Source organism: Psychrobacillus sp. NPDC096426 (genome assembly GCF_044762745.1).
Classification (GTDB): domain Bacteria; phylum Bacillota; class Bacilli; order Bacillales_A; family Planococcaceae; genus Psychrobacillus.
In genome coordinates, this window is the sequence record NZ_JBIWEX010000018.1 from 1 (window position 1) to 20291 (window position 20291).

The window sequence follows — 20291 nt, forward strand, 5'->3', positions numbered from 1 at the left end:
GTGAGACAGATGAAACTTCACAACGCACGCGTAGCGTCGGTGAAGGTTCATCGCTCACCCCGCGGAAAGCGTCCGCCCTGCAGCGGAAATCCTAGCGGTAAATTCTTTAAGACACATTATCTCTATTATGTGCGACATTCCATTCATCGTTTCCATTTGCCATATTGGGGCAGAGACAGGCACTTGCGCTTTTGTTCTTATCTATTTGACGGAACTTGAAATAAAAGTTATAATATCTTTAATTTGAGATAATTAAATTCAAGTGAAAAGGGAGGGGTCCTTGTGGCGGGAAATTTATCATTAAAATCCTTTATTGTATTGATGAAAGCTGCCAAAGTAGTACAGGAGCGGTCAAAGAAAGACATTAGTAATTATAACATGCATACTTCCGAATTTATGGTGTTAGAAGCATTATACAGCAAAGGAAAACAAACAGTTCGGCAAATTTCAGATGCAGTACTTATTAACTCAGGATCGATCACATATGTTATGGATAAATTAGTGGCTAAGGGCTTACTAGAAAGAATTGACTGCAAAGAAGATCGTCGCGTTGTATATATTCAACTTACGGAAGATGGAAAATTATTAATGGATGAGATTTTTCCAAAGCATCAATTAGTAATTGAAGAAATTTTCTCCTGCATTACAGATCAGGAAAAAGAAGTATTTATCGACTTATTAAAAAGAGTGGGAAAGAAGGAGTAGGCATTGACGGAGTTTAGAGAATTAATAGAAGCACGTCGCTCGGCAAGTAACTTTTTAAAAGAAAACCCAATTCCGCAAAAAGATTTAAATGAAATATTTGAAATGGTAAAGCTGGCTCCATCTGCATTCAATCTTCAACATTCAAAGTATATAGTAGTCACAAACCCGGAAGTAAAGGAACAAATACGCTCTGCTGCAAATGGGCAATATAAAGTACATTCCGCTTCAGCTGTCATTATCGTGCTTGGAGACAAACTAGCGTATAAAAACACGGCAGCTATTAATGAAGGCTTGCTCATGCTTGGAATCGTCAATAAACAAGAATATGATTTTATGGTAGAAGATACCGTTTCGTTGTATGAAACAAGAGGGGAAAGCTTCCAACGGGACGAAGCCATTCGAAATGCTTCCCTTTCCGCAATGATGTTCATGCTCGTAGCGAAAGAAAAAGGCTGGGATACTTGTCCGATGATTGGCTTCGATCCAGCCAAAGTGAAGGATATATTAAATATAAGTGATCAATATGAGCCTGCATTAATGATTACGATTGGTAAAGAAAAGATAGAAAGTAGAAAACCAAGAGGCTACCGTAAACCAATTAGTGAATTCGTATCTTTTATTTAGATAGACAGGAGTAATAATTCTTTCATCATAAGGAAAGGAAGCGAAGATGCATTGAATACACTAAATAACATGAAATCCAATCCTACCTTAGAGGAATATTTATTAATCTGGGAAAATACAAATGATGCCATTTTTATTTTGCGAAAAGATGGTGCAATTGTACAAGCTAATCCTGCTTTCACCAAAATATTGGGCTGGTCTTTAGATGAGGTAGTAAACTTGTCGGATATTCCTTTTTTTGAGGACGATTTTACTTCAAAAGACCATGAGAAACAGCTCGACCTATTAAGAAGCGGAGAAAGCATTCCTTATTTTGAAACGAAAAGAAAGCATAAAAATGGCCAGACCAAGGATATTCTAGCATCCTACCGAGCGATAAATAAAAAGGATATACTGGCAGTTGCTATGTATAAAGATATTACGGAGGAAAAGAAAACACAGCGCATGCTTCGATTAGCCGAAAATTGCTATCAAACATTAGTCGAATATTCCCCCGATGCTATTATCGTTCAAAGTAGTGGCAAAATCGCTTTTGTTAACCCTGAAGCACTTCATATTATGGGAGCAAGGAAAGACACGGAAATAATAGGAACGTCCCTATTGGATTATATGGATGTAGAGGACATGGATGGCGAAAGTGAATTGATTAGGCTATTTCAACAAGAAGAAATGCTCAAAATAGAGCCGACCATTCAACGATTGAAACGGTTGGACGGGACGGGCATTTGGGTTGAAATCATTGCAATTCCAGTAGAGTTTGAAGGAGAAATGGTCATTCAAGCAATCGTTCGGGATGTTACTGTAAGGAAGTATTACGAAGACCAATTAACGTATATGGCAACCCATGATCCAATGACGGGTGTAGTGAACAGAAGCACATTCATGGAAGAGTTGGATAAAAGAATAGAAGAAGCAAAAGTGACAAAAGAAATGCTCGCTTTATTATTTCTTGATTTGGATAAGTTCAAAGAGGTAAATGATACACTAGGTCACGGAATAGGGGATACTCTGCTTATTCAGTTTGCAAAAAGGATGAAAGAAAATGTTCGACATGAAGATATAATTGGAAGAATCGGTGGAGATGAGTTTCTAATTTTATTAAAGGATATAGATAAGAACAAGATGAATCATATTATGAAGAGGATGCATGCTAATTTTAACGAGCCATATGTAATCGGTGGGAAGGAAATTATTGCTACATCCAGTATGGGTGTTGCATTGTATCCTGAAGACGCTATTAGTTCGGATAAATTAATGCGTTTTGCGGATGAAGCACTTTATAAGGCAAAAGAATTGCGGAATCATTTTCAATACTTCAATAAAAAACCTCAGTAGACTGAATACATTTGTATTCGGACTACTGAGGTTTTGTCATTTCTTTTAACTTATCGCTATTCTTCTGCATGTCGCCATTCTATTTCTTCCCCTGTTTTCGGAGAAGTTAGAAAAACATCGCCTTTTACTAATGGCATTTCATGTCCATTTGTATCGATATACGTACCAGATTCAGGTACTACTTCCCCCGTTTTATGCGTATGACCTTCCGCGTGTTTCCAAGACGTCGCCATTTCTGTTTGTGGACAGGAAGGGAATTTATCCCCTTTATAAAGTTTTTTCGTGATACCCTCTTCGCATGTATAATCTCCGGTTTCTTGCACAACGTCATCTGTTTGGTGTTCATACAAATTTTCCATATCATATTTCCTCCTTCACATATTAACGTACAGTAATTGTTTACCCGTCTATTAATCTTGCAAACATTGCAAAAATGATTTAAATCTCTATGAAAGGGGTAATAGAATTAAAACACGCAATTATCAGTCAAATATACGTGCTGGTAGGAGGTGAAAAGATGAGTAAAGGTTGGTTTGTGTTTTTATTAGGAATTAGTACATTGATAATGTACCCCTCTGAAGTACACGGGGAAGAGTCGGATAATGAAAAAAGAGGACTTCTTAGTGAATCGATTACACAGGTAGTCGAAAAAACAGAAATTATTACAGAAGAGGTCAACTCGACATTAGATAATACACTGTCAGTTGAGAAAATCGTAGAGATAACCACAGTCGTTGAACCAGCGGTAGGAATAGTGAAGAAAGTCGAAGAAAAGACAAGTCCAGTAGTCGCGCATGCGATTACAGAAGTACCTTCGACTACGGAATCCATCGTTTCAGAAGTAATGAACTTAGTAGATGAAACGGTAGAAATTGTTCCAGAGGTACCTATTGTTACACCTGTATTGACAGAAGTCATCGGTAGTGTAAAAAAGGTGACAAATAGTGTGGAAGAAGTAGTTGAGCAAGGAACGGACACAGTGCTAGCAGTAATTGATAAGAAAGATCTATTAATACCCGAAGAAAAAAGTCCAATTAGTACAAAGCAACTGGAGAAGGTGGAAGAACCGGGTAAGGTTGATACAGTACCTCAAGCGGAGGAAAATAAAGTACCGCAAAAGTATACTATTCCAACAGCTAAACCGGAAAAAGCAGTAACAGCTATAAAAGAATCTCCCCAACAAAATCAGCCTACTGTGGAAGAGAGTATAGAGATTGTAGAAAAAGAATTATTTGAAATTTCACATGTGAACCAAGAGAAAGCGATAAAAGGAAAAGTAGATGTATAAAATTCAACAAACAAAGGTATGACCGTTTTACCGACGAATCCTGATAAACAAAAGAAAAACGTTATTGTAACATCAATTCCTGTGACTTCAGCAAGTTATCCAAGTTCTTCATCAAATTCCGTACTAATGCAAAGTGGTGATATCCAATTTGCTCTATTAGCAACGCAGGAGCCGATGAAGGAATTGGTCCGTAAAAAGTGGTATCACAAAAACCACTATGCGATTATTCAGTGGATTCATACTTCTTTGAGGAAACCACCGGAATTCACTCCTTTTTATACATGATATAGATCATAATAAAAAGGAGAGAAAAAGTATGAAAACTATTAGCAAAAATTTCGCTTGGACTGTATTTGGTTTTTTTGTGTTAATGTTACTAACACCATCTTTGGCAGCAGCAGAGGAAAATGATTCTAACTTGCCGCTTCAGCTAGAGGTGAATGTATTGAATGATAACCCAGAAAAAGCTGCTATTTTGGATGTAGAAGTGAATGGTTTACTTGGAATTGACAAAATAGAAATGGAGATTCCAAATAGTAGTAATGAAGAAGGTAAAGCGGAAGAGAAACTCGTAAATCTATCCGTTACAGATAAAGAAATTAGTAATATGGAAGTCGATGTGCTTTCACAGAAAGAATCAGCTACATCAATTGAAAAAGCTGTAGTGGATATCACAACGGAAGACTTGGTAATTGTCGATGACGTAGATATGAAAGTATTGGCAAGTGGGGAAACTGCAACGGACACTACTTATTCAAGTGAAGCGGCAGTAGTAGATGCAGAACTTGCACCAATTATTATAGCCGACCAAATAGAACTTGATGTACTTGCAGATAAAACGCATATAACAAGTGGCGGCACACTACAAGAAATAACGGACATTGAAGAGGGGGTACATTTAGAGCTTACGAATGTACCAATAGTAAAAACTGCTCATATAGGAGTTTTAGAAAGTGAAACATCAATTTCTGATAAAGGATATATAGAAAATTCAAACCTGCTAAGTGTAGAAACGGAAGATGAAAATGATAATTCCTTATTGGATAATCTAAAACTAGATGTCTTACCAATGAGCGATTCTAAGGAAGCGACTATAGAGAAAAGCAGCTATGCTGTTGCATCTCTCGAGACATCAGATGGTATATTAGGTGATTTGTCGGCAGATGTATTGCTATCAAGATCAGCTAGTATGGAAGATGCGTATATGATTGAAAGTGGTGTAGTCGAAGTAGTGAGCGATCAATTCCTAATTGCGGATCAAATGCATATTGGAATACTAGATCATCACGAAATGAATGTCGAGAATGAACATTATGGTAATGCGGGTGTATTGCAGTTAGATGTATTATCTAATCAATTGAATCATTTGACTGTCGATGTACTGACAAACGATAATTACACAAATAGTGATGGTTCTCTTCAAATAAATCATGGTCTTTCCCTAGGCGCAGATAATGAGCTATTACAAAATACAAACATGAGAATTCTTGGGAGTCAAGAATTTGTTGCTGCTCAACCTACTATTAATCCAGAAGAACCGGTAGAGAATTCAACTGAAAACGTAGTAGAAAGTACTGATGAAACTCCATGGAGAGATAAAGCTCCTGTGGAAGATGACACTCCTATGGAAAGTGAAATTCCAGGTCTTGTTAATGAAGGAGGAGAGGACGTTTACGCTGATGCAAGTGGAAGCGAGAACATGAGCGATGAGACAAATAAAAACACAGAAGTGATTGTAGACGATAACCAAAATGGAAATGCTTTAAATAATGAGGAGAATAAAGACGATGATAGTATATTTGGTAATCTGAATGATGTTTCATCTAATGGAAACAGAATGCAAGGAACTTCCATGCTACCAAAAACGGGTGGATTTTTCGATGGTATGTTGCTAATTTTAGTAGCTGCTTGTCTTTTAGCAAGTGGATTCACACTACGTAAATTCGCATAAAGGAGGCATACTATTATGAAAAAGCTCATTGGAAATATGCTGATTTTAGTAGCTATTTCCATGTTAATCGTTGTTGGGCACGGAATGTTGAAAAACAAACAGCACCAAGAACAATTGATTCAATCCTTTGCTGGCATAAAAACAGAGGCTGCTACTAGTAAAGCGATAGAAGGATCAAATGAAGTGGCGGGCATTTTGAATATCGATTCTATTGATTTAAAAGCACCTGTTGTGAGAGGAGCAGCACCAGAAAAATTGAATAAAGCATTGGGAACTATTGACGGACTAGATGAACCGGGAACCGTAAATGGAACTACTGCGATTGCAGGCCATCAATCCCATATATTTGGACAGTTTTTCAATCGGTTGGACGAGCTACAAATAGGTGATCAATTTGAAATGGATACAATATCGGGAACTCTCCAATATGAAATATTTGATATAGTGGTTGTAAAGCCAGAAGATGTGGATATATTAAAAAGCCAAAAAGGCATTTCGCTTCTATCCTTGGTTACATGTTATCCAGAACGATCCAATCAGTTTAGACTAGTCGTTCAAGCAAAGCAAATTAATAATTGATTTACTAATAAAACCCAAGCAGAAAATAGCCCATTATTCTGCTTGGGTTTTTAGTTGCACTTACTATGGAATTGGCTGCCTTATTATCCAGTACAGTAGCTCTTTGCTAATTTTAGGAGGTTAATTCCAAACATTCTCAGCAATTTTCACTACATGGCGAACTTTTTCCCATTGTTCATCTTCTGTTAAAATATTTCCTTCCTCCGTCGAAGAAAAACCACATTGTGGACTTAAGCAAAGTTGCTCAAGTGGAGCATACTTAGTAGCTTCTTCAATTCTTGCTTTCACTTCATCTGCGTTTTCAAGTAGCCCATGCTTCGAAGTGATCAATCCTAAGACGATATATAAATCAGGACGGCTAATGTGACGAAGCGGTTCAAAGTCTCCAGAGCGTTCATCATCAAACTCTAGAAATAAACCATCTACATCTAACCCGCCAAAAATAGTTTTCGAAACAAGTTCATAGCTTCCGCTTGTAATATAAGTAGAACGGAAATTCCCACGACAAATATGCATCGTGACAAGCATATCATTCGGTCTTTTCGCAATCGATTCATTAATCGCACGTGCAGACAGTTTTAACGCTTCCTCTACATTCAATCCTCTTTCTTTCAGTCCAACAATTCCTTCTTCCGAGAAAGAAGTTGCCCATGATGTATCATCAATTTGAAGATAGCGACAGCCTTCATCATACAGTGCTTGAATAAACCCTTGGTAAGCAGTGATTAAATCATTAAATAATTCCTCATCGCTACCGTAAACTCCATCTTCAATCGTTGCTCTGTAGAAAAGCATATTCGGACTTGGTATTGTGAATTTAGCAACAGCGTCACCAGCCACACTTTGCAAAAACTTGAAGTGATCAGTCATGTAGTGCGTACTGAATCCTATTTTTCCAGTTACTTTAATGCCATGTGCTCTAGTTTGGACACCTTTAAACGAAAGTCCTTTGTCTGTTTCATAAAATTCGACACCGTCTAAGCCGCCGAGAAAGTCAAAATGCCACCATTTACGACGGAATTCCCCATCGGTTACTGATTGTAGACCAGCTTCTTTTTGTTTAGCAACAAGCTTCGTAATTTCTTCGTCTTCAATTTGTTTTAGTTGATCTGCAGTGATTTCATTATTTTCAAATTGTGCACGTGCTTTTTTTAATCGTGCTGGACGTAAAAAACTTCCTACTTGATCTGCTCGAAATGGCGCTTTTTGAACTAATTGTTTTGTCATGTTAAATTCCAACTTTCTGTTTGATTTTAGATGCTACTTTAAGTGCTTGGTCGAAGTCTGCGATTAGATCATCTACATGCTCTAGACCAACAGAGAACCTTAGAAGACCATCTGTAATTCCTCTTTTTTCACGTTCTTCTTTCGGTATTGCAGCATGAGACATAGTAGCAGGGTAGGAAAGAATCGATTCGACCCCTCCTAGACTTACTGCAAAAACCGGAATTTGGATGCTTTCTACAAAAGCTTTCGCTGTCTCTCTGTTTGGAAGACGTAAAGATAAAACTGCTCCTGGACTTTTCGATTGACTAGCATGAATCTCGTATCCAGGATGTGTGGATAAGCCAGGGTACAACACTTCCTCTACTAAAGGATGACTAGTTAGATACGTCGCAAGTTTTTGTGCTGATTCCGTAGATTGGTTCAAGCGCGCACCTAGTGTTTTAATGCCTTGAATTAATGTAAAAGAATCTTGTGCACCTAAAATGGCACCGAAAGAGTTTTGGATAAATCCTAGTCGATTTCCAAGTTCTGCATCTTTCGTAACAGCAAGCCCTGCAATGATATCGCTATGGCCAGATAAAAACTTCGTAGCACTATGTAACACAATGTCCACGCCAAGATCAATCGGACGTTGATAAAGGGGAGTCATAAATGTATTATCTAGCAAAGTCAAACACTCATTTGCTTTTGCAAGTGCGACAACTGCTTCGATATCTGTAATTCCCAATCGTGGGTTTGCAGGGGTCTCGATAAAAATGACTTTAGTATTCGGTCGAATGGCTTTTTCTATTGCCTCTACATTTGTAAAATCTGCAAACGAATGGTCAATTCCGAATCTCGGTAAAACTTCTGTTATGAAACGATATGTCCCACCGTAAACTTCCTCTGTTACAACAAGATGGTCTCCTGAAGAAAGTAACATTAGAGCAGAGGATATTGCCGCAATACCAGAAGCAAAAGCAAAGCCTCTTGTGCCACCTTCTAGCTCAGCGATCGTTTTTTCTAAGGCATCTCTAGTCGGGTTGCCGGATCTACTATAGTCATATGGTCCAAAACTATCAAAACTTTCTTGGTGGAATGTAGAAGATAAATAGATTGGTACGTTGACTGCGCCTGTTTTTTGTTCGTAATTTCCACGTGTGGAGGCTGTGATTAAGCTAGTTTCCAAGCTTTCGTTCACGTTACTCATGAGTGAATCACATCCCTTTCTAATTTCGCAAAAACTTGTTTCAAATCCGCAATTAAATCTTCTGCTTCTTCTACACCAACAGAAAAGCGTAACAAACTATTATCCACACCTCTTGCAATCCGCTCTTCTTCTGGAATTTCCGCATGGGTTTGTGTAGTAGGGTACGTGATGAAGCTTTCAACGCCACCTAAACTCTCCGCAAAAACGATTAATTGAAGGTTTTCTAAAAATGGTCCAACCCATTCGCTTTTGTGTAAGCGGAAAGAAAGCATACCCCCAATTCCAGGGTAAAATACTTCTTTTACAGCAGTTTCATTTTGTAAAAACTCCACGATTTTCTTCGCATTCGCATCATGTTGTTTCATGCGCAAGTGTAGCGTTTTTAGTCCCCGAATTAATAACCAAGAATCGAAAGGGGAGAGAACTGCTCCTGCAGCATTATGATTAATAATCAATTTTTCGCTAAGTGTTTTCCCTTTAGTTACAACGAGACCAGCAAGGACATCATTATGCCCACCAATATATTTAGTGCCACTATGCATCACAATATCTGCCCCTAGCTCAATTGGCCTTTGTAAGTAAGGAGTTAAGAACGTGTTATCCACGATCAGTAGTAATTGATATTTTTTTGCTAAATCACTGTATTGTGCAATGTCAATTTCTTGCATGAGTGGATTAGTAGGTGTTTCGATGAAAAGTGCTTTTGTGTTTTCCGTTATTAATGCTTCTACTTCCTCTACGGATTCAAACGTGGCATAAGAAGTACGAATATTGTAGGAATCTGCGTATTGATTGAACAAACGATATGTCCCACCGTAAAGATCTTCAGGCGCAATGATTTCATCCCCAGATCGGAAAAGAGACAATATTAACTGGATTGCGGCCATACCAGAACTACAGGCAAAACCAGCATCCCCTCCTTCTAACTTCGCAATTCCTTCTTCTAAAATTGTGCGCGTTGGATTTTTTGTACGCGTGTAGTCGTAACCGGTGGATTGACCAACCCCTGCATGTTTATAAGCTGTTGATAAATGAATAGGGGGATTGACGGCACCTGTCCGCGGATCACTATGATTTCCTAATTGCACTAATTCGGTTTCTAAACACTTTTTTGTCATTAATAATCATCCTCTACCAATAAATTAAAATAAAAAGAGGATTCCCTATAAGAAGAGAATCCTCAAAAAAATTGAAGTTAGTCTTCTTATCTTCTAGACAATTGCTGTCTATTGGAGTTAGCACCATACCTACATGTGGCTGGTTGCTGAGACATCTTCGGGCCAATCCCTCCGTCTCTCTGGATAAGAAATAAAATATGAAATTTTCTAAAAGTTTTATTGAAGTAATGGTATCATGAGTTGAATATTTATACAACATCATTTTTGTAAAACTTTTGTCTGTTGAAAAGTAATTCAGATAAGTATATAATCCAATATGTTTAGTATGAATTTAAAATGAAGAATGGAGGAAAGAAAATGGAATCGGTTACACAAGAAACGGATCTACAGTCTATTTTCACTGAAATAGACAATAGTTTTGACGAAATTGTTAGTTGGAGAAGATATTTACACCAACATCCTGAGTTATCTTTTGAAGAAACGGAAACAGCTAAATATATTGCAGACAAATTAGAAGACTTTGGATTAGTAGTGAAGAAGAACATTGGTGGACATGGTCTAATCGGAATTTTGACCGGTGCACAAGCTGGAAAAACGATTGCTTTAAGAGCAGATTTTGACGCGTTACCTATTGAAGATGAGAAAAACGTGCCTTATAAATCGCTTAATCCTGGTGTAATGCATGCTTGTGGTCATGATGGGCATACAACAGCTCTTCTTGCAACAGCACAAACGTTAAGTAAATATCGAGAAAAAATTAAAGGTAAAATCATATTCATCTTTCAACCGGCTGAAGAACAGCCTCCAGGTGGGGCAAAGTTCATGATCGAAGAAAACGTGCTAGATGGTGTCGATTATGTTTTTGCTGCACATCTCGATTCAAAAGTCCCCATTGGAAAAGCTTCTGTTGGGGCGGGATATAAAATGGCGGCAGTAGACAAGTTTGAGGTTAAGATCCAAGGAATTGGTGGACACGGAGCAAGACCTCAAGACTCAGTCGATTCTATAGTCATTGGAAGTGAAATCGTCAATTCGCTTCAAAAAATAGTAAGCCGTAGAATTGATCCATTAGAATCTGCCGTAGTTACAATCGGTGTATTCCATGCAGGGAGTGCTTTTAATATTATTGCTGATACGGCTAAATTGGAGGGAACTGTCCGTACATTTAGTGAATCAGTACGAAAACAAGTAAAAGAGGAGATTTATTCGATTGTAGAGGGAATTACAAAAGGATTCCATGCTCATTTTGAAATCGACTATCTTCACGGTTATCCTGCACTATACAATCATCTTGAGGAAAGCGCGCTCGTCCAAAATTTGTTGTCGGACGTGTTTAGTGAAGAAAACGTGATTGATATGGACGCATCTATGGGTGCAGAAGATTTTTCCTATTTCTTATTGGAAAAGCCAGGTACTTATTTCAAAGTAGGCTCTCAAAATGAAGACCAAAATACGCAGTATCCACATCATCATCCAAAGTTTGACTTTGATGAAAGAGCGTTGTTAAACATTGAAAAATCATTTGTTAAAATTGTCGCACATTACTTGTTTTAATATTAAAAAATAGGCATGTGCGGAAAGTACTCCGGACATGCCGTAAATGTAGAATTTAGTTACATCAACATTGGAAGAAAGAATGCAATTGCTCCAAGCACAATGGAAGACCAAGCTAAGAATTTTTGAGGGAATGTTAAGCCGAGTAAGCCTAAAATTACCGCAGCACCGCCAAACCATAGTGGGTAATAGAAGAACCCAACGATTGCTAATACAATTCCCACCCAGCCGATCCAACTACCTAAAGAAGCTTTCATCACAAACACCTCCTTTACTAATGGAAAGAACAATAAAGTACTAAAAATCGACATGATTGTTCTTTTTACTAGTATATGAAGGGAGGGGCTATAAGTAATAAACAATTTGGACGAAAATCATAGAATAATAGCTTTTTTTGGCCAATAAAAAAGACCCTCTATTCCCAAAACACATCTACGAACATAACAAAAGGTACAAGCAATCGAACTTATACCTTTCGTCTCACATTATTTCCCGCCTAACAGATCAAAAATTCCACCTGCGATACTACCTTCTCCTTTGGAGCCACCGCCTGGTGTTTGAGGTGCAGCAGCAAACACGCGGCTTGCTAAACGGCTAAATGGTAACGATTGAATCCAAACTGTACCTGGTCCGTGAAGTGTTGCAAAAAACAAACCTTCTCCACCAAACAATGCTGTTTTTACTCCTTTTACCATTTCAATATTGTAATCCACATCAGATGTCATCGCTACTAAACATCCTGTATCTACGCGTAGCGTTTCCCCCACTTGCAAGCTTTTATGATGAATAGTTCCGCCCGCGTGAATAAAAGCGAGGCCGTCACCTTCCAGTTTTTGCATGATGAATCCTTCTCCACCAAAGAATCCAGTTCCTAGCTTGCGTTGAAATTCGATGCCAACGGAAACCCCTTTCGCTGCAGCTAAAAATGCATCTTTTTGACAAATAATTTTGCCGTTGTATTGGCTCAAATCCATCGGAATAACTTTTCCAGGATACGGTGAAGCAAAATAAACATGTCTTTTCCCGCTACCAACGTTCGTAAACGTAGTCATGAATAAACTTTCCCCCGTTAGCATTCGTTTGCCTGCACCCATTAATTTTCCCATGAGTCCGGCACCACTTAAAGAACTTGAACCATCACCAAAAATAGTTTCCATCGAAATATTATCTTCCATCATCATTAAGCTACCTGCTTCAGCAACTACTGTTTCTTGTGGATCTAATTCGATTTCTACAAATTGCATGTCATCTCCATATAATTTGTAGTCAATTTCATGATTATTCATGTTCAATCTCCTCCTTAGTAATAACTATTTAAGTATACGAAAAAGAGAGTTAAAAGTTTCGATATTAAAGTTTTCATTTTTCAGAAATTATTTGAAGGAGTTTAATAGTGACTATAGAATGTAGTAGGTATAAGCATTTTTTATGGAAAACATTTGGAGCAATGGAGCGACAGTGTGCGGAATGTAGTCGAGTGATTGTGCATAAGGATGTAAAGAGGGAGTAAGAAATCATGCTTCTTGTGCAAAAAGAACAAGTTCATAAAAAGGGGAGAACAATATGAAGGTTGCTGTATTGGGAGCAGGTTTAATGGGGAAAGAAGCAGCACGTGATTTAGTGAAAAGCCCCAATGTGGAAAAAGTATTATTATGTGATTTAGATGTGGGACAAGCTAATATGTTTCGAGAAAAACTTCAAAACGCTAAGATTGAAGTATGCAGATTAGATGCAAATGACGATGATAATATACGACAAATTATGAAAAAGGCCGATGTTGTCATCAATGCCCTCTTTTATACGTTTAATGAAAAAATAGCAAGGCTTGCAGTAGAGGTTGGTGTACATTCCATCGATTTAGGTGGACATATAGGTGGGGCAACGGATGCAGTGCTTGCGCTTGATACAGCAGCGCGAGAAAAAGGAATTACTCTTATCCCAGATCTAGGAGTAGCCCCTGGTATGATTAATATTCTCACTGGTTACGGAGCAAGTAAACTGGATGAGGTGGAAGGAATTCATCTATATGTTGGTGGAATTCCAGTAGCGCCAGAAGGAGTTTTCGGATATAATATCGTCTTTTCTCTAGAAGGAGTATTCGACCATTATACGGATCGTTCTCATGTAATTCGAAACGGGAAGCTTCAAGAAGTAGAATCCCTTTCAGAAATTGAACCAATCTTTTTTAAAAATTACGGGGAGCTAGAAGCATTTCATACTGCTGGTGGAACATCTACGTTGAGCAAATCTTTCCCAAATGTAGATACGCTAGAGTATAAGACGATTCGTTATAAAGGACATGCCGAGAAATTTAAACTGCTAGTAGACTTAGGATTGACGAATAAAAACACAGTCGTAAATGTGAAAGGTAATTTGGTGAGGGCTCGAGATGTATTAAAAGAAGTATTAACGCCGCAATTATTATTAGGAGATAAAGACGATGCAGTTTTACTAAGGGTCATTGTAATGGGCATAGAAAATGGAGAAAATGTTACGTACACATATGAATTGGCTACAAAAAAAGATCGAATATCTGGAACTACTGCAATGGCAAGGGCGACAGCCAACACAATTTCTGCAGTTGCACAAATGATTGGGAATAATGTCATTACAAAACGAGGTGTCTATCCTCCAGAACTAATTGTACCAGGGGAGTTATATATAAGAGAAATGGCTGCCAGAGATGTAAATATTGTGGAAACAGTATTAAGAGGTGAACGCGTTTGAACATTGAATTCTCAGGGGAACAACAAATACTTCGTAAAACCGTCAGGCAATTGATAAAGTGCTTCCCATATGCTACCCAAATGGTCGTTTGATAAATAATAGCTGATTGGAGCTATATATTAGGTTTCTAAAATAAAGCGCAAGAAGAAAATTACTTCCTTTTCTTCTTGCGTTTTTAATTGTTTTGGAAAGGACAAAAATCCGAGCATGTGGATGACTTTCTCTTGACAATACAAGGAAAGTTATTATTTAGGGATACTGCGAACTAAAAAGCTCGATTAAGTGTCCGCGATGATTTCCGCTGCAGGCGGACGCTTTCCATGGGGTGAGCGATGATCCATCACCGTAGCTACGCGTCCGTTGTGATGGATCATTAGTCTCACTCATCCCACTGGAGTCGCCGCCTTCCGCTGCAATCGTTAGAAATTTGTTACTAATTTGGAGTCTGCAGTTATCAGAGATCTAAATTCAGCAGGTCCACTTCGCAATATTTATTAAACCTAATTAGAAAATGCTGTCTTAGAATAAGTGCAGCATTTTCTAAGGTGAAGTTCGTTCTGTTCAACCATTTGTTGAGATAACCCTTCATATTCAACATTGTCTCACTACAAGTAAATTTGTCGTTTTATGAACTATTTGCTTTCACCAGCAATTTGGTTGCTCTCCTCCTTCAAACAATAAAAAAACAAACACATAATTTTTTTGGATATATTGCCGCACTCAATTTTGATGGAAAAAGAATAGTAGAACGTTTAATAATTACAAATATTGTATGGAAAACATTAGTTTGCCGTCGTCTCACTCTAAGTAAACCTTTTATTTTGAGAGTTGATTGCTTTCGATAACCAATTGGTTGCTCTCAAATAGAATTGATTGCTTACGGAATAGTATTGGTTGCTTTCAAAGACCCGTCTGTTGCTCATCGCCATTTACTGGATTCATACATCGTAAAAATACATAATATTGGGATTTAGCGCGGTGCACCTTTTGATAAATCTAGAACTATGTTAAATTCAGATGCTGATTAGTCAGCAAGTTTCATGGATTGGAGCGTCCGCCCAGCAGCGGAAATCCTAGCAGTAACTGTTAAATACTTAAAGGTACTTCTAATTTTATTGAAAAATCATGAAACCAAAAGGTGAATTTTCAGTCTAATGGATTAACAATGAAAATAAGAAAGGATGATTAATATGAAAAAATGGCTGATATCCATTATTGCTTTCGTTTTAATAATTGGAATGGCAGGCGCATTCTATTTTTCTGAAATTGAGATAAGTGCCGAGCGCAATGTGTTAAGTGATCAACCATTTAAAGAGAGTAGTGAAATTCAAACCGTTCAATCCAAAGAACAATTAAAAGCCTATTTTGAAAAGGTTAAAAAACAGCAAGGGAAACAATATAATGGAGCAGCGGTAACAGAAGAATCCGCTACGATGGATGCTAAAAGTTCTTCTGGTGGCCAAGGAGGAGATTATTCAACTACGAATAACCAAGTAGAAGGAGTGGATGAAGGGGATATCGTAAAAACAAATGGTACGCATATATTTTCAATTAGTGAAAATAACGTGGTAATCGTAAACGTAGAAAATCCAAAACATATGAAAGAAGTAAAGAAAATCCCATTTGCAAATGATTTTTATCCAACACAACTACTATTATCAGATCAAACCTTAATGGTTATCGGTCAGAAAAACGTTTTTCGGACACTAGAGATGGAAAGTAAGCAATCTATGGACATTGCGATGCCGATGGATTCGATGACGACTGTGTATTTCTATAATATTTCAAATCCCGCATCACCAAAACTAATGAGGGAAATTGCGACAGAAGGATTTATGAACGGTGCACGTCTAACAAATAATATATTATATTATGTGACGACAGTTTATCCGAAATTCTGGATAATGGAAGAAAATGTAGATGCTGAGTTACGTCCATTTACTTATGATTCTCAAACCGATGATGAAGCAAAACCGATGTCCTTTAATAGTATCGCAATCCTTCCTAGCTCTATAGAAGGGAATTATAGTATTATTTCGGCTATCGATGTATCCAATCCTGTAGAAAACGAAGTACAAACAAAGGGGTATCTTGGCTGTAGTGAACAGTTATATATGTCAAAAGATAGTCTATATTTAACCTCTACTATTTATGAACAGGACAATTCCAATGCGAAAAAAATGATATGGAATCCTGGGGAAATGGATACAAAAGTTTTTAAGTTTGCATTAAACAAAACATCCGTACAATTCATCGCATCGAGTCGTATAAAGGGAACGATATTAAATCAGTTTTCGATGGATGAGCATAACGGTTATTTCCGCACAGTAACGACAAAAGGGAATAACTGGGGTGAAAATAAAGTATCTGAAAATAATCTATTTATACTCGATGAACAGATGAAAACAGTAGGCCAGGTAACAGGTTTAGCAAAAGGCGAGCGCATTTATTCAGCAAGGTTTATGGGAGATAAAGTATATATGGTGACGTTTAAAGAAACAGATCCTTTATTTGTTATTGATGTAGCAAAACCAACTGCACCAAAAGTATTAGGGGAACTGAAGATTCCAGGATTTAGTAATTACCTACATCCGTTAGATGAAAATCATTTAATTGGTTTTGGCTATGAAACAATAGTAGATACCCAGTCTGGTGGTAAAGAACCGCTTATTATGACAGGGGGAATGAAAGTTTCCCTTTTCGATGTAAGTGATTTTGCGAACCCAAAAGAATTGGATACAGAAATAATTGGTGATCAAGGAACATATTCGCAGGTTCAATATGATCACCATGCGTTGTTCCAGCACCAAGAAAAAGGGTTGTTTGGATTTCCAATTTCCATTTATAAAAAAGGGAAAGAATATGCAGAGTTTAAGCAGGATGGAGCATTAGTATATGAAATTACACCCGAAAATGGAATTGTGTTAAAAGGGGACTTATTAAACCCTGAAAACCCTAATCAGCAATACGAAGAATGGGAAAGCAGTATCCAACGAATGATTTATGTAGAGGGTTCTTTATTTACTGTTGCGATGAAAGAAATCAAAAGCTACAATTTAAACTCGTTTGAACAATTGAGTAAAATGTCATATTAAAACAAAAAAGACTCCAAAAGCCACAAAGCTTTTGGAGTTTTCTTTAGTAAAAAAAGTAATTCAATTGGCGTTGCTGCTTTTCAACTCAGATACAGTGACAAACGAATATCCTTCTCCTTGCAAGTAGGCAAGAACCTCATCTAGTCCCTCTGCAGTTGACATATGTATATCATGCATTAAAATAATAGAACCTTCCTTTACATGATTTTTCACATGTGCAAGTAAATGATTAGCATTACGGTATTTCCAATCGAGCGTATCCACATCCCATAAAACGACCGGGAGGGAAGTTTGATCACGAACCTTACTATTTACAGCGCCGTATGGGGGACGGAATACAGTTGGCTTGCTACCAGTTGCTTGTTCAATCGCATCACTCGTATTATTAATCTCTAAAGCAATTTTTTCAGAAGAAGCCTTTGTTAAATCTAAATGATTCCAAGTGTGGTTGCCTAACTCATGTCCTGCCTCTTTCATTTCCTTTACAATTTCAGGATAGAAAGAAACACGACTTCCAAGCATAAAAAACGTAGCTTTTGCATTATACTTCTTTAGTGTGTCGAGAATCAATGTAGTTGATTCTGGATTCGGTCCATCATCGAATGTAAGTGCAACTAATTTTGTGGAAGGGTTCACTGTCGTATCTTCAGTCTGTATTTCACCTGAAGGTTTTTCCTCTTCCTTTACCGATGTCGTTGGTGATGGCTGGATAGTCACTTCTGGAAGTTTAAAATTGTCGGCGATAATATCGTTCAAATCCTCTAGTGGGATAGAAACAATCGGAGAAATTGCCGGACCAGCAGTAATTTCATACTCATCATAGTAAAATTCGATCGAATCTTTCTTCAAGGAAAAGTTAGAATAATTATCCCAAGTAGGCATTGTTTTTTCTGTAAATTGCTTTTGAAGTAAGTGGGAATTCAATTGTTCATCAGAGATGATGTATTCCCTTACTATTGTAGCCAGTTTTATAAGTGCTTTTTCATTGTTTGCGAGCAAGTCATTTATCGTAAGCATGTGACCGGACTGATTATGTAAGCGGAAAATTCTCGTTTCTGATAATCCGTCTGTTCCACCTGTATTCATGTACGAATGAATAACAAATGAATAGTATCCTGTAGTATGCTGAAAAACTTCAAAGGAAATATTCAATTCGCCCTTACGATACATATTCGATTCAGTTAAATAATTCGTTTCGTTTAAATACAATGTTTTTATATTATTTGTATATGCCTTTACGATATCATTGAATTCTGGAACATTACTTTGTGGAAATTGAATTGCATACGGAGTTTTTTTGTCATTAGACGTTTCCGTAATAATACGAATTCCTGGATAAGCCGAATCGCTTTCATTAATTTGTTCTTTAGGAACAGTTGGGAAGTTAGCCGATACTACTACTTTTTCTTTTTTTGCAGGATTGAGAAGCATCAGAAGAAAAATCATTAAACTACTTAATGTAAGAATAGTAAAAATAAACGTAATATCAATCCAACGTCTCCTTTTTTTGGATTTTGGATGCGTGGACATATTGATGATTCTCCTTTTCTAGTACTTATCTATTATATTAGATTAGACGGATGAATAGGTAATAAAGTTTTAGTTTTCATTGTTTTTATTTTCAACGTTCGATAAGATAATCGTAGCTGAATTTCACTATAGAAAGGAAGGGGTTCCTATTGACGCCAGACTCCGAATTAACCGTAGAATGCTGTTTACTTGCGGGACGTTTAATGATGGAAAGTGGAGCGGAGACATACCGAGCGGAGGATACAATGGATCGGATGGCGATTTCGCAGCAACTAACACAATCCCAAAGTTTTGTGACACCAACTGGCATCATTTTTGCAGGAAGTAATAGCCTTCCAACTAAACTAGTAAGAATTAGCAATAGGTCGACGGATTTAGAAAGGATAGCGCTCGTAAATAGCGTCTCCAGAAAACTCGTTAACAAGGAAATTACACTGCAAGAAGCGTATTCGGAGCTAGTTAGCATCGAAAAAGAACATAAAACGCTTCCGTTATGGATACAAATAGTTGCCGCATCCGTTGCGTCTGCCGCATTTCAGTTATTATACGGCGGTACATTCCAAGATGTTCCCACTGCATTAATAGCTGGAGGCGTAGGGTTTTCTATTTCAACGCTATTAGAAATGAAAACGCGAGTAAAGTTTTTTGCGGAGTTTTTAGCAGCATTATTTATTTGTTTAATCGCTATTTTATCGGTTACGTGGGGGTTGGGATATGAAGTCGATAGAATCATTATCGGTTCTGTCATGCCGCTTGTTCCAGGGTTGCTCATAACGAATGCTGTACGTGATTTAATGGCAGGTCATTTTGTTTCCGGTGTATCAAAAGGAGCAGAAGCATTTCTTACAGCTTTTGCCATTGGCGCAGGGGTTGCATTAGGATTGTCATTTTAGGAGGGTTAGTTATGTCGTATTTAATGCAAGGAATATTAAGTTTTGCAGCAGCAGCTGGATTTGGGATTATATTTAATGCTCCGAGAAAATCACTTTTCTATTGTGGACTTGTTGGTATGATAGGTTGGCTTGTATATTCTTACGTAAATGATTTAAGTAACGATCCTGCGAAATCATCATTCGCCGGTGCATTTTCGGTTGCTTTTGTTGCACATATAATGGCCAAAAAGTTTAAAATGCCTATGATTATTTTCAGTGTAGCAGGTATTATTCCATTAGTTCCGGGTGGATCTGCCTATAATGCGATGCGAAATGTAATAGAGAAGGATTATAGTGTAGCAGTGGATTATGGATCCGTTGCCCTTATCGTCTCAGGTTCAATTGCGATGGGTTTGGTTTTTGCAGAGATTATTACGCAATTATCGGTAAAAGTAATAGGAAGACTCAGAGTAAAACCGTGACGATAAGCATTATCT

The 20291-nt window shown here is 37.6% G+C and carries 18 protein-coding genes and 1 riboswitch; of the genes, 11 read left to right on the top strand and 7 right to left on the bottom strand.

The features are described 5' to 3' along the window. The first annotated feature begins 282 nt into the window (after positions 1 to 282). Genes ACIQYS_RS14930 through ACIQYS_RS14940 form a run of 3 tightly spaced genes read left to right on the top strand, consistent with a single transcriptional unit; the run spans position 283 to position 2664 of the window. The gene (locus ACIQYS_RS14930) at positions 283 to 705 is read left to right on the top strand and encodes a MarR family winged helix-turn-helix transcriptional regulator (protein WP_402981621.1); all 423 of its coding nucleotides are present in this window, start codon (positions 283 to 285) and stop codon (positions 703 to 705) included. Between the two features lie 3 nt (positions 706 to 708). Continuing rightward, complete coding sequence (locus tag ACIQYS_RS14935; protein ID WP_402981624.1) at positions 709 to 1329, top strand: nitroreductase family protein; 621 nt, start codon at positions 709 to 711, stop codon at positions 1327 to 1329. A 51-nt stretch (positions 1330 to 1380) separates the two neighbouring features. Further along, positions 1381 to 2664 carry a diguanylate cyclase domain-containing protein gene (locus ACIQYS_RS14940; protein WP_402981627.1) on the top strand — a complete coding sequence of 428 codons (1284 nt, stop codon included), beginning with the start codon at positions 1381 to 1383 and terminating at the stop codon, positions 2662 to 2664. 56 nt (positions 2665 to 2720) lie between these two features. On the opposite strand, the gene ACIQYS_RS14945 is transcribed toward ACIQYS_RS14940, so the two are convergent. Continuing rightward, positions 2721 to 3023, bottom strand: coding sequence for a hypothetical protein (locus tag ACIQYS_RS14945; protein ID WP_402981630.1), 303 nt, complete (start codon positions 3021 to 3023; stop codon positions 2721 to 2723). A 158-nt stretch (positions 3024 to 3181) separates the two neighbouring features. On the opposite strand from ACIQYS_RS14945, the gene ACIQYS_RS14950 reads away from it, so the two are divergent. The 3 genes from ACIQYS_RS14950 to ACIQYS_RS14960 all read left to right on the top strand — a co-directional run bounded on the left by ACIQYS_RS14950 (position 3182) and on the right by ACIQYS_RS14960 (position 6482). Beyond that, positions 3182 to 3952 (top strand): hypothetical protein, encoded by a 771-nt coding sequence (locus ACIQYS_RS14950; RefSeq protein ID WP_402981633.1) that lies wholly within the window; start codon positions 3182 to 3184, stop codon positions 3950 to 3952. 316 nt (positions 3953 to 4268) lie between these two features. Continuing rightward, positions 4269 to 5903: a hypothetical protein gene (locus tag ACIQYS_RS14955; RefSeq protein WP_402981636.1), complete on the top strand. Its 1635-nt coding sequence runs from the start codon at positions 4269 to 4271 to the stop codon at positions 5901 to 5903. Positions 5904 to 5918: 15 nt separating this feature from the next. Continuing rightward, positions 5919 to 6482 carry a class D sortase gene (locus ACIQYS_RS14960; RefSeq protein ID WP_402981639.1) on the top strand — a complete coding sequence of 188 codons (564 nt, stop codon included), beginning with the start codon at positions 5919 to 5921 and terminating at the stop codon, positions 6480 to 6482. Positions 6483 to 6602: 120 nt separating this feature from the next. On the opposite strand, the gene ACIQYS_RS14965 is transcribed toward ACIQYS_RS14960, so the two are convergent. From ACIQYS_RS14965 to ACIQYS_RS14975, 3 genes are read right to left on the bottom strand one after another with little or no spacing between them, the layout of a single operon-like run. Beyond that, on the bottom strand, positions 6603 to 7709 hold the full coding sequence (locus tag ACIQYS_RS14965; RefSeq protein ID WP_402981642.1) for a 5-methyltetrahydropteroyltriglutamate--homocysteine S-methyltransferase: 1107 nt from the start codon (positions 7707 to 7709) through the stop codon (positions 6603 to 6605). 1 nt (position 7710) lies between these two features. Beyond that, positions 7711 to 8898: a cystathionine beta-lyase gene (gene metC / locus ACIQYS_RS14970; RefSeq protein WP_402981645.1), complete on the bottom strand. Its 1188-nt coding sequence runs from the start codon at positions 8896 to 8898 to the stop codon at positions 7711 to 7713. Further along, a complete protein-coding gene (locus ACIQYS_RS14975; protein WP_402981648.1) occupies positions 8895 to 10016 on the bottom strand; it encodes a methionine biosynthesis PLP-dependent protein in 1122 nt (373 codons plus the stop codon). The genes metC and ACIQYS_RS14975 overlap by 4 nt, the downstream gene beginning before the upstream one ends. A gap of 83 nt (positions 10017 to 10099) precedes the next feature. Continuing rightward, positions 10100 to 10206, bottom strand: a riboswitch (SAM riboswitch). A 167-nt stretch (positions 10207 to 10373) separates the two neighbouring features. On the opposite strand from ACIQYS_RS14975, the gene ACIQYS_RS14980 reads away from it, so the two are divergent. Next, positions 10374 to 11570, top strand: a complete 1197-nt coding sequence (locus ACIQYS_RS14980; protein ID WP_402981651.1) for a M20 metallopeptidase family protein — start codon at positions 10374 to 10376, stop codon at positions 11568 to 11570. 59 nt (positions 11571 to 11629) lie between these two features. Here the strand turns inward: ACIQYS_RS14980 and ACIQYS_RS14985 are convergent, their stop codons facing one another. Together ACIQYS_RS14985 and ACIQYS_RS14990 are read right to left on the bottom strand one after the other, a co-directional pair. Then, positions 11630 to 11827 carry a hypothetical protein gene (locus tag ACIQYS_RS14985; protein ID WP_402981654.1) on the bottom strand — a complete coding sequence of 66 codons (198 nt, stop codon included), beginning with the start codon at positions 11825 to 11827 and terminating at the stop codon, positions 11630 to 11632. Positions 11828 to 12055: 228 nt separating this feature from the next. Beyond that, a complete protein-coding gene (locus tag ACIQYS_RS14990; RefSeq protein WP_402981657.1) occupies positions 12056 to 12856 on the bottom strand; it encodes a TIGR00266 family protein in 801 nt (266 codons plus the stop codon). Positions 12857 to 13133: 277 nt separating this feature from the next. Between ACIQYS_RS14990 and ACIQYS_RS14995 the strand changes: the two genes are divergently transcribed. Together ACIQYS_RS14995 and ACIQYS_RS15000 are read left to right on the top strand one after the other, a co-directional pair. Next, positions 13134 to 14297 carry a saccharopine dehydrogenase family protein gene (locus tag ACIQYS_RS14995; RefSeq protein WP_402981660.1) on the top strand — a complete coding sequence of 388 codons (1164 nt, stop codon included), beginning with the start codon at positions 13134 to 13136 and terminating at the stop codon, positions 14295 to 14297. A 1190-nt stretch (positions 14298 to 15487) separates the two neighbouring features. After that, the gene (locus ACIQYS_RS15000) at positions 15488 to 17392 is read left to right on the top strand and encodes a beta-propeller domain-containing protein (RefSeq protein ID WP_402981663.1); all 1905 of its coding nucleotides are present in this window, start codon (positions 15488 to 15490) and stop codon (positions 17390 to 17392) included. 60 nt (positions 17393 to 17452) lie between these two features. On the opposite strand, the gene ACIQYS_RS15005 is transcribed toward ACIQYS_RS15000, so the two are convergent. Next, positions 17453 to 18922: a polysaccharide deacetylase family protein gene (locus tag ACIQYS_RS15005; RefSeq protein WP_402981666.1), complete on the bottom strand. Its 1470-nt coding sequence runs from the start codon at positions 18920 to 18922 to the stop codon at positions 17453 to 17455. 149 nt (positions 18923 to 19071) lie between these two features. Here ACIQYS_RS15005 and ACIQYS_RS15010 point away from each other — a divergent pair, with 149 nt between their 5' ends. Then, complete coding sequence (locus tag ACIQYS_RS15010) at positions 19072 to 19815, top strand: threonine/serine exporter family protein (RefSeq protein WP_402981669.1); 744 nt, start codon at positions 19072 to 19074, stop codon at positions 19813 to 19815. Positions 19816 to 19826: 11 nt separating this feature from the next. Next, positions 19827 to 20276: a threonine/serine exporter family protein gene (locus ACIQYS_RS15015; RefSeq protein ID WP_402981672.1), complete on the top strand. Its 450-nt coding sequence runs from the start codon at positions 19827 to 19829 to the stop codon at positions 20274 to 20276. Positions 20277 to 20291: the final 15 nt, after the last annotated feature.

Excerpts from the sequence above, each read along its gene's own strand:
- ACIQYS_RS14990 (WP_402981657.1), bottom strand. The coding sequence starts at position 12,856 with ATGAATAATCATGAAATTGACTACAAATTATATGGAGATGACATGCAA.
- ACIQYS_RS15005 (WP_402981666.1), bottom strand. The coding sequence starts at position 18,922 with ATGTCCACGCATCCAAAATCCAAAAAAAGGAGACGTTGGATTGATATT.
- ACIQYS_RS14965 (WP_402981642.1), bottom strand. The coding sequence starts at position 7,709 with ATGACAAAACAATTAGTTCAAAAAGCGCCATTTCGAGCAGATCAAGTA.
- ACIQYS_RS14950 (WP_402981633.1), top strand. The coding sequence starts at position 3,182 with ATGAGTAAAGGTTGGTTTGTGTTTTTATTAGGAATTAGTACATTGATA.
- ACIQYS_RS14995 (WP_402981660.1), top strand. The coding sequence starts at position 13,134 with ATGAAGGTTGCTGTATTGGGAGCAGGTTTAATGGGGAAAGAAGCAGCA.
- ACIQYS_RS14960 (WP_402981639.1), top strand. The coding sequence starts at position 5,919 with ATGAAAAAGCTCATTGGAAATATGCTGATTTTAGTAGCTATTTCCATG.
- ACIQYS_RS14980 (WP_402981651.1), top strand. The coding sequence starts at position 10,374 with ATGGAATCGGTTACACAAGAAACGGATCTACAGTCTATTTTCACTGAA.
- ACIQYS_RS15015 (WP_402981672.1), top strand. The coding sequence starts at position 19,827 with ATGTCGTATTTAATGCAAGGAATATTAAGTTTTGCAGCAGCAGCTGGA.
- ACIQYS_RS15000 (WP_402981663.1), top strand. The coding sequence starts at position 15,488 with ATGAAAAAATGGCTGATATCCATTATTGCTTTCGTTTTAATAATTGGA.
- ACIQYS_RS14975 (WP_402981648.1), bottom strand. The coding sequence starts at position 10,016 with ATGACAAAAAAGTGTTTAGAAACCGAATTAGTGCAATTAGGAAATCAT.
- ACIQYS_RS14985 (WP_402981654.1), bottom strand. The coding sequence starts at position 11,827 with ATGAAAGCTTCTTTAGGTAGTTGGATCGGCTGGGTGGGAATTGTATTA.
- ACIQYS_RS14955 (WP_402981636.1), top strand. The coding sequence starts at position 4,269 with ATGAAAACTATTAGCAAAAATTTCGCTTGGACTGTATTTGGTTTTTTT.
- metC (WP_402981645.1), bottom strand. The coding sequence starts at position 8,898 with ATGAGTAACGTGAACGAAAGCTTGGAAACTAGCTTAATCACAGCCTCC.
- ACIQYS_RS14945 (WP_402981630.1), bottom strand. The coding sequence starts at position 3,023 with ATGGAAAATTTGTATGAACACCAAACAGATGACGTTGTGCAAGAAACC.